The 13800-nt window shown below is 51.6% G+C and carries 10 protein-coding genes; 5 read left to right on the top strand and 5 right to left on the bottom strand.

The window, feature by feature from the left end:
• Nucleotides 1-83: 83 nt before the first annotated feature.
• On the bottom strand, nt 84-956 hold the full coding sequence (locus ACLPHM_RS11480; RefSeq protein ID WP_430221368.1) for a LysR substrate-binding domain-containing protein: 873 nt from the start codon (nt 954-956) through the stop codon (nt 84-86).
• A gap of 109 nt (nt 957-1065) precedes the next feature.
• Between ACLPHM_RS11480 and ACLPHM_RS11475 the strand changes: the two genes are divergently transcribed.
• Both ACLPHM_RS11475 and ACLPHM_RS11470 read left to right on the top strand, forming a co-directional pair.
• Nucleotides 1066-1653, top strand: a complete 588-nt coding sequence (locus ACLPHM_RS11475; RefSeq protein WP_430221367.1) for a cysteine dioxygenase family protein — start codon at nt 1066-1068, stop codon at nt 1651-1653.
• A gap of 8 nt (nt 1654-1661) precedes the next feature.
• Nucleotides 1662-3272 carry a rhodanese-like domain-containing protein gene (locus tag ACLPHM_RS11470; protein ID WP_430221365.1) on the top strand — a complete coding sequence of 537 codons (1611 nt, stop codon included), beginning with the start codon at nt 1662-1664 and terminating at the stop codon, nt 3270-3272.
• Nucleotides 3273-3299: 27 nt separating this feature from the next.
• Here ACLPHM_RS11470 and hemB read toward each other — a convergent pair whose 3' ends face one another.
• Nucleotides 3300-4319, bottom strand: coding sequence for a porphobilinogen synthase (gene hemB / locus ACLPHM_RS11465; protein WP_430221364.1), 1020 nt, complete (start codon nt 4317-4319; stop codon nt 3300-3302).
• Nucleotides 4316-4939, bottom strand: coding sequence for a ribosome biogenesis GTP-binding protein YihA/YsxC (yihA, locus tag ACLPHM_RS11460; RefSeq protein WP_430221363.1), 624 nt, complete (start codon nt 4937-4939; stop codon nt 4316-4318). The genes hemB and yihA overlap by 4 nt, the downstream gene beginning before the upstream one ends.
• Before the next feature lie 180 nt (nt 4940-5119).
• On the opposite strand from yihA, the gene ACLPHM_RS11455 reads away from it, so the two are divergent.
• The 3 genes from ACLPHM_RS11455 (at nt 5120) to ccsB (ending at nt 9427) form a co-directional block, all read left to right on the top strand.
• The gene (locus tag ACLPHM_RS11455) at nt 5120-5818 is read left to right on the top strand and encodes a c-type cytochrome (protein WP_430221402.1); all 699 of its coding nucleotides are present in this window, start codon (nt 5120-5122) and stop codon (nt 5816-5818) included.
• 252 nt (nt 5819-6070) lie between these two features.
• Nucleotides 6071-8050 carry a cytochrome c biogenesis protein ResB gene (locus ACLPHM_RS11450; protein ID WP_430221401.1) on the top strand — a complete coding sequence of 660 codons (1980 nt, stop codon included), beginning with the start codon at nt 6071-6073 and terminating at the stop codon, nt 8048-8050.
• A gap of 15 nt (nt 8051-8065) precedes the next feature.
• On the top strand, nt 8066-9427 hold the full coding sequence (gene ccsB, locus ACLPHM_RS11445; RefSeq protein ID WP_430221362.1) for a c-type cytochrome biogenesis protein CcsB: 1362 nt from the start codon (nt 8066-8068) through the stop codon (nt 9425-9427).
• A gap of 27 nt (nt 9428-9454) precedes the next feature.
• On the opposite strand, the gene ACLPHM_RS11440 is transcribed toward ccsB, so the two are convergent.
• Nucleotides 9455-12358, bottom strand: a complete 2904-nt coding sequence (locus ACLPHM_RS11440) for a putative bifunctional diguanylate cyclase/phosphodiesterase (protein WP_430221361.1) — start codon at nt 12356-12358, stop codon at nt 9455-9457.
• Between the two features lie 132 nt (nt 12359-12490).
• Nucleotides 12491-13759: a diaminopimelate decarboxylase gene (gene lysA / locus ACLPHM_RS11435; RefSeq protein ID WP_430221360.1), complete on the bottom strand. Its 1269-nt coding sequence runs from the start codon at nt 13757-13759 to the stop codon at nt 12491-12493.
• Between the last annotated feature and the right edge of the window lie 41 nt (nt 13760-13800).

Here is a 13800-nt window from a genome sequence, read left to right as displayed (position 1 = left end):
CTGTACTGAATGCCTAGCGCAGAATGAATTTTTATTTGACGAATCAATACTTAATCAGCTGTGAACCGGTGAGTGGAATGGGGTTATGGCAGGGGTGCAGTAGCGTTTAGTGCCATGTGCTGGCTGAGTAAGTCGTACACATGACGGGTGTGGTTATGCAGTGGGGCGCGCCGCATCCACAAAAAGTAGCTCACGTCAGGGAGAGGCGGTAGTTGTTCACTGGTCCCTAACACACGAAAATCCGTACTAATGAGCTCGATGTTGCGTGCTGTGATACCTAATCCAGCATGTAGGGCCGCTTTGATGCCTGACAGGTTTGGGGCTACATAATTGGTTTGCCATGTGGCGTGGGCCTGTTCTAGCGCCGTTAGGGCGATTTTTCGGTATAGGCTGGGCTCATCCGCCAAGATCAAGGGTACGGGCTTGCTAGGGTCGTGTACGTAACGTGCAGAGGCTAGCCAGACGGTAGGCGAGCGGCGTATGACAAAACCAGCGAGTTCTGAATCAAATCGGCTAGAGATGGTGAGGTCCAGTTCACCTCTGTGCAGAGCTTCCATTAATATAGGGCTGCGATCCACCTGTATTTCTAACTTGATGCGGGGCAAGTTACGTACCACATGCGCCAAAACGGTAGGGAAGATGGAGTCAGCCACATCGTGTGGCGCGCCTATGCGTACGATGCCTTCAGGGTCTGCGCTGTGTAGTGTGCGTACACATTCATCGTGTAAGGCCAGAATTTGTTGTGCATAACGTAGCAGTAGTTCGCCATGCTCTGTCAGCGTTTTGTTGCGGCCTTCTTTGGTGAAAATGGCTTTATGTGTCAGGCTTTCTAGTCGCTGCATCTGCTGCGTAATAGCAGATTGTGTGCGGCATACCGCTTCTGCTGCGTTGGCGAACGTGCCGTGTTTAGCAATGGCAACCAAGGTGCGTAAGAGTTCTATATCCAAATTAATCATATTAGTTTTTCTAATGTGTTTTCGTAAAACTCTGTATTGTTGATGGCCATATCTGTGCGTAAAGTAGCATTAATTTCGTTGAAAACAAACAATGCTGTAGGGGATAAGAATGGGTGTATCCGAGATTCGTGCCGACGCTGTAGGCCACCGCATAGAAAACATAAGAAATATTGTAGAAACAGAAGGGCTATCTACGGCCTCGTTAGAGCAGGTGTTGCAGCAGGTACTGGCATTAGCTGAGCATAAAGAATGGTGGTCTAACATCCATTTTCCTGCCCCTGAAGAGGGTGAGCTACAGGCTCGTTATTTGATTTCCGAAGAAGCGGATCAGTCGTATGCGTTGTACTTAAATGTGATGCGTCCGGGTAAGAAAATCGTGCCGCACAATCACACGACGTGGGCCTGTATTGCGGCTGTAGACGGGGTGGAATACAACTATTTATACACGCGAACGGATGATGCTCAGGTGCCTGGTGTTGGGCAGGTAGAGCGCACGGCGAAAGTTGTGGTTGAGCCGGGTACAGGCATTGCCTTAATGCCAGATGATATCCATGCCGTAGAAATCGAGGGTAATAACGTGATTCGCCATTTGCACATGTATGGGTTAGCGCTAGAAACCCTAGATCAGCGTTTGGCTTTTGATGTGGAACAGGGCACCTGCTCGGTGATGCCTGTGGGTGTAAAAACCAGACGGTAATCACGACTATGACGCAGTCTATACAGAGGAATGCAGAGGTATCGGTAGCGGTCTTGCGGCAGTGGTTGGCTGATGGTGCTGAGATTGCTTTGCTGGATGTGAGAGAGCATGGACAGTATGGCAGTGGTCATCTGTTTTATGCCGTGAATGTACCGTATAGCGTGTTAGAACACCGTGTGCAGCAACTGGTGCCAAGACGCAACGTGCGCATGGTGCTCTATGACCAAGGGGGCGGTATTGCAGAGCAAGCGCAACAGGTTTTGCAGGATATGGGTTACACGCAAGTCATGGTGTTGGCAGGTGGTGTAAAGACGTGGAGGCAAGCAGGGCATAACGTATTTGCTGGGGTAAATGTGCCTAGCAAAACCTTTGGTGAACTCGTAGAGCAGCTCTGCCACACACCACACATTAAGGCTGAAGACCTTGCTGCTAGCCAAGCGGCGGCAGAGCCGTGGTTGCTGCTGGATGGTCGTCCGTTTGAGGAGTATCAAAAGAAAACCATTCCGGGTGCTATATGTTGCCCAAATGGTGAGCTGGCGTTACGTGCTACTACCTTGCTGAGAGCAACAAGCTCTGCGCGCATTGTGGTGAACTGCGCGGGCCGTACTCGCAGTATTATTGGTGCTCAGACCTTGATTAATTTAGGGGTTCCGTATGAGGTAGTGGCACTAGAGAATGGCACGCAAGGCTGGTTTCTGGAAGGGTTCGTGCTAGAGCAGGGGGCTATGCGCGATGGGGAGGCTGTGCAGCCCGATAACGTAGACGTAGGGGCGTTGCAGCAGCAGGCTCAACGTATGGCGCAAGAGATGGGAGTGAAGCTGGTTACTGCAGCGCAGCTACAGCAGTGGTTAGCTGAAGCACATCGCACTACGTATGTGTGCGATGTGCGCACGACTGCAGAATATCAGCGTAATACCTTGCGTGTGGCAAAACATACGCCGGGAGGCCAGTTGGTACAGGCCACGGATCATTACATAGGTACACGGGGTGCCAGAATTGTTCTATGGGATGACCTGCATGTGCGCTCATGGGTGACAGCGAGCTGGTTGTTGCAAATGGGGTGGGACGTGACGGTGCTGGAACGCGATGCGGGTGTACTATTAGGGTGCGTGCCGGGCGTGGCAGCAGATGACCCTGTGGGGTTTGAGTTGCCGCACATGACAGTGGAGCAATTGGCAGCCAGCGTGCGCCTTAACGCTGCGCAACTGATCGATATACGTCCTAGTCAACAGTACCGTGCTGCACATTTGCGAGGTGCGCAGTGGTCTATCCGCTCACACTTACGGTACGCCACACTGAAGACCAATCAGTTGGTGGTGATCATCGCATCAGAGGGGCCTAGCGCAGCATTAGCCGCTAAAGAGTTGCAGAGTTTAGGTGTACAGCACGTGTGCTGGCACCATGGCACTACCGCACAGTGGCTAGAGGCTGGGCTGGTGCTTGAGAAGAGTCCTGATCAGCCCGCCGATAACGATTGCATTGATTATGTGTTCTTTGCGCATGATCGGCATGAGGGTAACCGACAGGCAGCGCTGCAATATCTGGCGTGGGAGACTAACCTGCTACAGCAGGTTGATGAATTGGAGCTGCAGTATTTTAAGGTGCATGTGGCCCCCTAACGGGATAGGGGGCCACACCTACACTGCTTAGTTGTTTTGCAGTTTCAGTTGCTTAGCAGCGTCAATCGCGAAGTAGGTCAAGATACCATCGCCACCGGCGCGTTTGAACGCCAACAGGGACTCCATCATGACTTTATCGTGATCTAACCAGCCATTGGCAGCCGCCGCTTTGATCATCGCGTATTCGCCGCTGACTTGGTAGGCAAAGGTAGGCATACCAAAGGCTTGCTTGATGTCGCGCAGTACGTCTAGGTAAGGCATACCAGGTTTCACCATGACCATGTCGGCACCTTCACGGATGTCGGCAGCTACTTCACGCAAGGCTTCGTCGCGGTTGGCAGGGTCCATTTGGTAGCTGGCTTTGTCGGATTTACCTAAGTTGCTAGCAGAACCTACCGCATCACGGAATGGGCCGTAGAAGGCACTGGCATATTTGGCAGAGTACGCCATGATACGTGTATCGATGTGGCCGTTTTCATCTAGGGTGTGACGAATCGCGCCTACACGGCCATCCATCATGTCACTAGGCGCAACGATGTCTACACCAGCGTTGGCTTGTGTCAGCGCTTGTTCACGCAGCACTTCCACTGTAGGGTCGTTCAGCACGTAACCATCTTCGTCGATGATGCCGTCTTGGCCGTGGCTGGTGTAAGGGTCTAGCGCCACGTCAGTCAGAATGCCCAGTTCAGGGAAGTTCTGTTTCAAGCTGCTCACTACACGAGGGATCAAGCCGTCGGGGTTAGCTGCTTCGCTACCATCCGGTGTTTTCAGGCTAGGGTCTATCACAGGGAACAGTGACAGTACCGGAATACCCAGTTTTACACACTCTTCAGCAATCGCCAGAATGGTATCAGGCGAGTAACGGTATACGCCGGGCATAGACTCTACAGCTTCGCGTATGTTGTTGCCTTCACGCACGAACACCGGGTAAATCAGGTCATTGACGCTTAATGCGTGCTCGCGTACCAAGCGGCGGGTAAAGTCGTCGCGGCGGTTACGGCGTGGGCGGCTAAGAGGGTAGTTAACGGGGGGTAAAAATTGAGTCATGGCACAACCTTTGGAGAGATCCAGTTTTCAATAAGTAATGTCGCTTCCTCAATGCCAATACGGTGCGTGGCCGAAAAAGGGATGGCTTGAATATTCCCCATGGCAGCGAGTTGTTTACGGGCTTCAGCAGCCGCTTGTATACGTTTACCATACGCGAATTTATCCGCTTTGGTGAGCAGTACCAGCAAGGGCTTGCCTGTGGGAGCGATCCAGCGCGCTAATTGCACGTCTAGGGCGGTAACGCCTCGTCGTATATCCAGCATCAATACAACACCAGCTAGCGAGCTGCGTTGGCGCAAGTAGCCGCCTAGCATTTCATCCCAGTCTTGTTTTTCTTGACGCCCTACCGCCGCATACCCATAGCCAGGTAAATCGACGAGGTAGCCTAACGATTCGTCAGGCTCTAACGGGTCAGGAATGCCGAACATGTTGATCAGACGTGTTCTACCCGGTGTTTTACTGGAAAACGCCAAACGTTTTTGGTTCGCCAGTACGTTAATAGAGGACGATTTCCCTGAGTTGGAGCGACCAACAAAACAGACCTCTGGTGGGCCGGGGGGCGGGAGCTGGTCCAGCTTTGCGGCAGAAATAGTGAAGCTCGCGCGATGTAAGATTGACATGATTAAGGCAATTTCCCGTTTAAATCCAAGCTCTATTGTATAATCTTGGGATTTGAAACAGTAACCGTCGTGTTCCGTGCAGATCCCTTACAGCAGAAATAATACGGTATACGACGACCAGTGACTTACAAATACTGCGGTATTTGTGTCTAAATCGCGATCGTCGAGGACTACATGAAGCTGAAGCGCGTGCTTTCCAGAATCGTTATTGCCAGCGGCCTTGTGGCAGCCTGTTCCACCTTCTCTTTGGCGCATGCTGCAGATACTGCTGCAAAACCTGATGCAGCTAAGGGTGAGCAACTCTACTTGAACGGTGAACTGTCCCGTGGCGTACTAGCCTGTGTGACCTGTCACGGTGCAGCAGGGAATAGTGTCATTGAAATGTACCCTAACATTGCTGCTCAACCCTTTGAGTATGTGGTGAAACAGCTGCACGACTTCCGCCCCGGTGCAGATAATACCCCTCCATTACGCAGTGCCGCTAATGGTACGCCTGCCGTGATGACCAGCATTGTGACTGGCATGACTGAGCAAGAAATGCGTGATGTGGCGTTTTACGTGTCCCAACAAAAAATGGATTGGGAATTGGCTGCTCGTGCAACCAACGAAGAAACATTCGAGCGTGGCCAACAAATTTGGCGCGGTGGTTTGCCTGACCGTAACGTAGCGGCCTGTGCGGCCTGTCACTCGCCTAACGGCGCAGGTTTACCCGGTAAATACCCACGTTTGGCTGGCCAACACGTTCCATACTTGCTAGAGCAGTTGAAATTGTTCCGCAATGGCGACCGTAACAACGAAGAAGCCATGCACGAGTTGGCAGATCGCATGAATGATGCGGATTTGTCTGCCGTAGCGGATTACGCTGCTGGCTTGCGCTAGAGCAAAACGCTTGTTTTTAGCGACTGCTATATTCAGTGTTGTGGCCTGTAATGCTTACAGGCTGCAGTGTTGATACCTAAGCTCCCCTCTTGGGGAGCTTTTGTTGTCTGGGCGGGAAACTTTAGTCTTAAAACAGACTCTAATAGCTCAGACTTATAAGACCCTGAATTTTCTGTTTAGTTTCTACCTGAGATTGTTGTGACTACCAAACGTCAATTTGGCGCTGCTGAACTGTTTGAGCTTCTAGGTTCCATGCGTTTCGCAGTGAGCCTGCTCATGTTCATCTGTGTGGCCAGTATCATTGGTACTGTGCTGGCGCAAAATCAGCCTATGAACATCTATGTGGACCAGTTTGGGCCATTTTGGGTAGATGTGTTTGATAGGTTCTCGATTTGGACCATCTATAACACGTGGTGGTTTTTGGTCATCATGGGGTTCCTGGTGGTGTCCACCACGGTCTGTGTGATCCGGCATGCACCCAAGATGCTGAAAGATGCACGCAATTTCAAAGAATACATGCGCGGCAATAGCTTGCGTGCCTTCCCTCATAAAGTAGAACTCAGCAACCACAATAATCCTGAGAAAAATGCTGACGATGTACAAGCGTGGTTGAAGGTCAAAGGCTACCAATACAAAGTACGTAAAGATGCCGATGGCAGCCTGATGTTGGCGGCTAAAAAAGGTAGTTCCAACCGATTAGGCTACATTTTTGCGCACGTTGCCATCGTGGTGATCTGTATTGGCGGGTTACTGGACAGCGAATTACCCACGCGATTACAGGTCTGGCTAGGTGGCAAAAAACCTATTACTGAAAACATTCTAATTTCCGAAGTTCCACCAGAGGGGCGTTTGCCAGCAGGCAACCCTAGCTTTAGAGCGAACCTTCTGGTGCCAGAAGGCGTGCGCACGGCGACTGCTGTTGTGAACGTGGATGAAGGCGTGTTGGTGCAACCCATGCCCTTTGTACTGGAACTCAAACGTTTTCTGATCGAATATTACTCTACGGGTATGCCTAGCAGCTTCAAGAGTGAAGTGCGCATTACTGACCCGGATACGGGTGATAGTTTTGACCGAGTGATTGAGGTAAACGAACCCCTACGCTACAAAGGCGTGACGGTGTATCAGTCGGGTTTTGATGATGGTGGCTCTACGGTTGAGCTGTTGGCATACCCATTGCACGGTACACAAAGCCGTCCGTTCCCGGTATCAGGCAAAATTGGTGAAAACACACGCTTTGTCGTGGATGACGCAGGTACCGAGGTTAGTGTGAATTTCACCGAACTACGTACCATCAACGTGGAAGATATGCGGGATGGTGCTGATCCACAGCCCAAAGCGTTGGCTGAACACGTGGCGGCAGTCTCTGGCAGTGCAGCTGGTAAGCGTAACGAGAATCTGGTTAACGTAGGCCCTAGCGTGCATTACAAACTGACGGACAGCAGTGGTCAGGCGCGTGAGTACACGCATTACATGTCCCCAGTGGTATTGGACGGTTTCCCCGTATTCTTGGCGGGTATGAATGTGTCGCCGCAAGTGGGCTTCCGTTATGTACGTATTCCTGCCGATGACCAGCTATCCATGCAAGAATTTATGCGCTTGCGCGCTGCACTAGAAGACCCCTCTTTAGTGCGGCTAGCGGCATTGCGCTTTGCGGAGCGTAACGGTGATGATTCACCCGACTCATTACTGCATACCGCTGCACAGAATGCGTTGACTAGCTTCGCTCGTGAAGGTTTTAACGGTTTGATCGGGCGTGTCCCCGAAGCAGAACGTGAGAAAATTTTGGGTTTCACGGTACCCATGATTCAGCTTTCGTTGATTGAGTTACGTGATATTCTGCGAGAACGAGCAGGCGAAAAAGAAATTGTGTATGAAGGCGAAGAAGGTATGCGTGCCCAACAATGGACACAGCTTGCCGTATTAGCCTTGGCCAATTTGCCCGAATACCCTGCACCAGTCATGTTGGGCCTGCGTTCGTTTGATCACGTACAGGCCAGTGTGTTCCAAGTGGCACGCAGCCCTGGTATGTATATTGTGTATACCGGTTCGCTGTTCTTGGTGATAGGCGTCTTTACGATGTTCTATGTTCGTGATCGACGTATTTGGGTGTGGATACGAACACAAGAGGGTGGCAGCTCTATGCAGGCTGCGATGACCTCACAACGGCGCAATTTGGATTTCAACCGCGAGTTTGACGAGTTCAAACAGAGTTTCCAGCGCTTGTCCGCATAGAGAGGAGTCTAAAAAATGTCTGAGTCAGCGATGCTTTCCCAGTCACAACAGTGGCAGGCTTCCATGGCAGCAAGCGGGGATTCCCGTGGTGTGCGTGGTCGCTTACAACTGAGTGACTATCTGTACTTTATTGTGTTGTCGCTTGGGGTGGCCTACTGTTTGACCGCCTATGCCGACTTTATGGATGGCTACGAGAAGCTTATTCTCTGTGGTGCCGTGCCACTACTGGTCTGGATGGGCTGGTTGTGGCGTCCACTACGTACATTAACTGTACTAAGTGGTTTAACCGCGATTTTGGCGATCTGGCTTTACAGCCCTGATGGCAGCTTATTAAGCGGTGATCTCTCCCGCGCAGACAGCGTATTTCTGTTGCGCTATTTGTTCTCGTCACAGTCCGCTATTTTGTGGATGTGCGCGCTGTTCATGATCGCCATGGTGTGCTACTGGATAGGCTATGTGAGTAAAACCGCTGCATGGCTGGGCACGGCTCTTACCTGGGCTGGTGTGTACGCTGGTACGGTAGGTATGTTTGTGCGCTGGCGCGAAGGCCACTTGTTGGGGCCAGGTTTGGGTCATATCCCCGTCAGTAACTTGTACGAAGTGTTTGTGATGTTTGCGTTGATCACCGCCATGTTCTACCTGTATTACGAGCGTCGTTATGCGACCCGTAGCTTGGGTGGTTTTGTGCTGATGGTGATTAACGCTTCGGTGATTTTCTTGCTGTGGTACTCGTTTGCCCGCGATGCGCACCAGATTCAACCGTTGGTTCCTGCGTTGAAAAGCTGGTGGATGAAGATTCACGTGCCTGCTAACTTTATTGGTTACGGTACCTTCGCCTTAGCAGCGATGGTGGGCTTTGCTTACCTGATCAAAGAAAACGGTCAAACGCGCTCGTGGAGCAAACTGTGGCCGGTATTTGTGCTGGGTATGCTGCTCTGTGCGGAGCCCATGATCTTTGGTTCACGCAGCGAGTTTTCAGTCACATGGATGCTGTTCTTCGGTATTAGTGCACTGATCGTCGGGGCCATTTTGGCGCTACGTGGCCCAATTTCTCGTCAGTTGCCAGACCTAGAAGTGCTGGATGACATCATGTACCGCGCGATTGCCATCGGTTTTGCGTTCTTCACTATTGCCACCATTTTGGGTGCGCTGTGGGCAGCAGATGCATGGGGTACATACTGGCAGTGGGACCCTAAAGAAACTTGGGCCTTGATCGTGTGGTTGAACTACGCAGCTTGGCTGCACATGCGCTTGATGAAAGGCATGCGCGGCACTATTGGTGCTTACTGGGCGTTGGGCGGCTTGCTGATCACCAGTTTTGCCTTCCTCGGTGTGAACATGTTCTTGTCCGGTTTGCACTCGTACGGCGAGTTGTAAGTACCCAGTACGTTTAGCTAGTCAGATTTACCGGGAGTGTTTGTCTATGAACGACAGCACTTCCGGCGATTTCACCAAGTCTCGTATATCGCGGGCGGCCAATATTTCGGTTGGTGCTCTAGCACCCGACACCACAAACCCCTGCACGTAATCTACGCCTATATCGCGCAGTATATGCAGCGTTTCTACGTCTTCCACCCATTCGGCAATACTCACCATGCCCAAGTTGCGTGCCAGTTCTACGATGGTGCGTACGATGGCCACATTGGTATTTTTCAACAGCATGTTGTGGATGAGCGAGCCGTCTATCTTAATCGCGTCCGTCGGTAGCTCTTGCAGGTACGAGAACGAGGTATAGCCGGCACCAAAGTCGTCCAGAGCTATGCGTACCCCTTTCTGCTGCAAACGCTGCATGAACAAGCGTGTGCGTTCTAAATCTTGCAGTGCCACACCTTCGGTGATTTCTACACACAGCCTGTTGGCGAGGTGATCGAAGTTTTCCAGAATGGTAAACAGTTCATCAATGAACTTGTCATCATTTAAGGACACGCCGCTTAGGTTGATATTGATTTGCTGGGTACGTGGCAGTTGTGTGTGATGCTTGTTTAGCCACTCTAAGGTCGCCGCAAACACCCATTTGTCGATAATAGATACTGTGCCGCTTTCTTCGGCTGCCGCAATAATCTTGCCCGAGGGCATCAAGTTGTTTTGCGAGTCACGCACCCGTAGCAGCACTTCTACGTTCAGCGAGTTTAAGGGGTTTTGCAGAGCCATTAACGGCTGCATCTCTAGGTACAAGCCACCCGATGCACCGTCTTCCAACTCTTTGAACAAGCGTAGTTCTTCAGCGTGTTGGTACATCTCAGTAGAGCCTTGTTTGTACAGCACGGATGGCAACTGTGTGCGGCGAGCATCTCGGCAGGCACGGTTAGCAGCGGCCAAGGCATCTTCGGCACGGGTGTCGGGGGACAGCTCTACCAACCCAATCGCACTTTGCAGGTTAAAGCTACGATTGCCAGCGTAGATACTGCCTTGATTGAGAGACTTAATGATCTTCTCGGCAGTGGCTTGGGCTTGTTCTGGTGTGGTGTCGTTAAACAGAATCAGGAACTCATCATTACCCAGTCTACCCAGCTCTTGGCCAGGATGCAGCGTGGTTTCAATGCGATGGCTAACCTCTTTGAGTAACGCGTCGCCTGCGGCGTGACCGTAGGCGTCATTCACGTGTTTGACGTAGTTGAGGTCCAGATAGGCCAAGATACAGTTATTGCCCTCACGTACCTTGTCCAGTGAGAAAGACAGGGCTTTCTCTATACCCCGCTTGTTGAGTACGTCAGTAATGGGGTCATGGTTAGCCATTTGTTTTAGTTTACGAATGGTTTCTGACCGCTTGCTGATGTCTTGCAGTGAGCCTTCAATGAGTTCGGCTTTGCGCAACGCACGTAAGCCAAATTGTTGTGGCAGTCCGGGGTGTGAGGCGGTTGATAAGCGGCTGATGTCAGTGTCTTCGCCGCTTAAGCTGGTTTGTATGATGGCTTCCCAGTCGGTGGTGCCGAAGAACTGCTCCCAATGGTAGTCTTCGATGTCATCGTGTTCAGAGAGTCCTAGAAAAGCGTAGAACACGCTATTTGCGTAGACAAACTGGCCGCTGTCATCCAGCGTAAAAATACCAAATGGGCTGATGCAGTGATTGGCGCGTAGGGTTTGTTCAGCTAAGGCACGGTTATAGCGCTCTTCGCGTAAGCGTTCACCCAATAAAATAGCCACCATCAGACCAGAGAGTGGCAGGGCCAGTACGCTGTGGAAAGTGTCCAGAAAATTGCTGGATAGTCCCAGCAACATCAGTAGCATCAAGACCAGCACACACAGCGATGCACTGAGCAACATGATGTGCCACAGCGATAGGGGGGCGGGTTGTTGTTCGGCATGCATCATGGCATAGCACACGACAACAATGCAGCTTACTAAACCTATGCCACTGAATAGCAGCATAGCGGGCATGAATAGGGCGCGCTCTAGGAGGAAGGCGGCTGGCAACAGGGCGAGCCCACCCCATTGCAGGGCACGTAATAGCGGCGTAAAAGGCAGCGGTTGTACGACGGTACGCAGTAACTGGGTAAAGAGGGTGTAGCTCACTACGAAGTAGGCAGCGAGGGTAGCGTGTCGGATAGTGGGGAGCCAGGCGGCGGGTAGTTCATGACCTAGCCAGAGGTTATCCCACCCCATGGCCATAGCACCCAACCGTAGGTTGCCTACCAGCCAGACCGCAACCAGTAAATACAGGCTTTGTTTATTGAGTAAGGCAATCACCAGCAACAAGGCGGCTAAGGTGAGTAGACCACCTTCTAGCAGAGCGATGTAACGCGTGTAGCGCTGGCTGGCTAGAGCCCATTCGGTGCTGGTCCAGTTTTGAATGCTGAATGGCCCAGCAACGCTAGGTAAGACATTGCAGTACACCGTGTCTAGTGGCGCTAGGCCATCGCTTTGCAAGGCATAACCGTGACTAGAGCCTAAGGCTGAGGTAGGCAGTAGGCTGAGTTCTTCTTGCTCGGGTTGAGTACCGTAGCAGTGCAGCCCTAGCAAGGGGCTGGTAGCAAAACGTATGTCGTGGGCGGTGCTGTCAAAGTCTTCTGGTAGAGAGAATCGCAGCCAAAAAGGATCGTGTGTAGAAAGGCGTAATTCAGAGGGCTGTTTTGCCAGTGCGGTTTGTATGGCTGATGATGGAGGCGTTTGCGCGTAGGAAGCCGGTAGCGTTTGCAGGCTTAACGAAAAACCCGCAGCACTGGGGTAGTGTGCGGGTAGTTGCAACAATGCCACCAGCGATAGCAGGCAAATACACAGCGGCAGCATATAGATGCTGAGTACTTCGGTGATACGTTGGCTTACGCCAGACCGTGTACGATCATTGGGTGTGATAGTGGAATCCATCATGAATTTAGACAGCCTTAATCACCACGACAGACACGGATCAGCTGTCGCGGTAAATTGTTATGCTTTGTTAACGGTGAGGCGTCTGCGTTCTTTAAAAACTAAGCCCTGATTTTCAGGGCTTAGTGGTGATGCTTAGGGTAGTAGGCGTTCTGAAGCAAAGAGGCTGTGTAGATCTTCGCGAGGACGTACTACATGCACTGTGCTGCCATCTACAATAATTTCGGCTGCACGTGGTCTGGTGTTGTAGTTGCTAGCCATGGTGAATCCGTACGCACCAGCTGACATAATTGCCAATAGATCGTGCTGTTCTAAGGCCAGTTTGCGGCCACGGGCTAACCAGTCACCGCTTTCGCAGATAGGGCCAACGATGTCGTATTCCAAGGCTGTAGTGCCGTCTTGGCGAGGGCGTACAGCTTCTACATCGTGCCACGCATCGTAGAGTGTGGGGCGAATAAGATCATTCATGGCCGCATCAACGATGGCGAAGTTTTTGGCTTCAGAGGGTTTCAGGTATTCCACTTTGGTCAGCAATACACCAGCGTTACCTACCATCGAGCGGCCAGGCTCCAACACCAACTGCAAGTGAGACAAGCCACGAGCATCCAGTGCTTTGAAGACTTCTGTCAGCAGCATGGTTGGGGTAGCAGGCGTTTCGTCGGTGTAACGAATACCCAAGCCGCCGCCCAAATCAAGGTGCGATAACTGCACGCCTTGCTGTGATAGGGTGTCAATCAGGTTTAGCAGTTTATCCAGCGCATCCAAGTAGGGGCTGATCTCAGTGATTTGAGAGCCGATGTGGCAGTCCACACCAACGATTTTCAGTTGTGGGTGCTGTTTGGCCAGCGCGTAGACGTCAGGCGCATCTTCGATTGCAATACCGAATTTGTTGTCTTTCAGGCCTGTGGAAATGTACGGGTGGGTGTGTGCATCCACGTCAGGGTTCACGCGCAGCGAAATCGGTGCCACACAGTTTTTGTCGGCAGCGATTTGTGCAATGTGTAGCAATTCGCTTTTGGATTCCACGTTAAAGCATTTGATTTGGGCATCCAGCGCGGCTTCAATTTCCCAACGCTGTTTGCCTACGCCAGAAAACACCACTTTGCGTGGATCGCCACCTGCGGCGATAACACGTGCTAACTCGCCGCCAGACACAATATCAAAGCCTGCACCGTGGTTGGCCAGTTCACGCAGAATAGCCAAATTGGAGTTGGCTTTCATGCCATAACATACTAAGACATCACGACCTTGTTTAGCCTTCTCATAGCTGTCCCAAGCGTCTTTCAGCGCTTGTCGCGAATAGACATATAAAGGGGTGCCGTGCTCTTTGGCTAAGTCTTCCAGAGAGCATTGTTCGGCATGCAGTACGCCATTATGAAATTGAAAATTCGGAGCTACGGTCATGATGGTAAATAGAGGTCATGAAAAAAAGCAGGGGACTGATC

The organism is Paenalcaligenes sp. Me131, from assembly GCF_050487225.1.
GTDB lineage: Bacteria > Pseudomonadota > Gammaproteobacteria > Burkholderiales > Burkholderiaceae_B > Paenalcaligenes.
The sequence above is the reverse complement of the archived record's forward strand: the minus strand, read 5'-3'. Positions and strand labels throughout refer to the sequence as shown.

Coding starts and splice junctions, on each gene's coding strand:
- ACLPHM_RS11480 (WP_430221368.1), bottom strand. CDS start 956: ATGATTAATTTGGATATAGAACTCTTACGCACCTTGGTTGCCATTGCT.
- ACLPHM_RS11475 (WP_430221367.1), top strand. CDS start 1,066: ATGGGTGTATCCGAGATTCGTGCCGACGCTGTAGGCCACCGCATAGAA.
- ACLPHM_RS11470 (WP_430221365.1), top strand. CDS start 1,662: ATGACGCAGTCTATACAGAGGAATGCAGAGGTATCGGTAGCGGTCTTG.
- hemB (WP_430221364.1), bottom strand. CDS start 4,319: ATGACTCAATTTTTACCCCCCGTTAACTACCCTCTTAGCCGCCCACGC.
- yihA (WP_430221363.1), bottom strand. CDS start 4,939: ATGTCAATCTTACATCGCGCGAGCTTCACTATTTCTGCCGCAAAGCTG.
- ACLPHM_RS11450 (WP_430221401.1), top strand. CDS start 6,071: ATGCGTTTCGCAGTGAGCCTGCTCATGTTCATCTGTGTGGCCAGTATC.
- ccsB (WP_430221362.1), top strand. CDS start 8,066: ATGTCTGAGTCAGCGATGCTTTCCCAGTCACAACAGTGGCAGGCTTCC.
- ACLPHM_RS11440 (WP_430221361.1), bottom strand. CDS start 12,358: ATGATGGATTCCACTATCACACCCAATGATCGTACACGGTCTGGCGTA.
- lysA (WP_430221360.1), bottom strand. CDS start 13,759: ATGACCGTAGCTCCGAATTTTCAATTTCATAATGGCGTACTGCATGCC.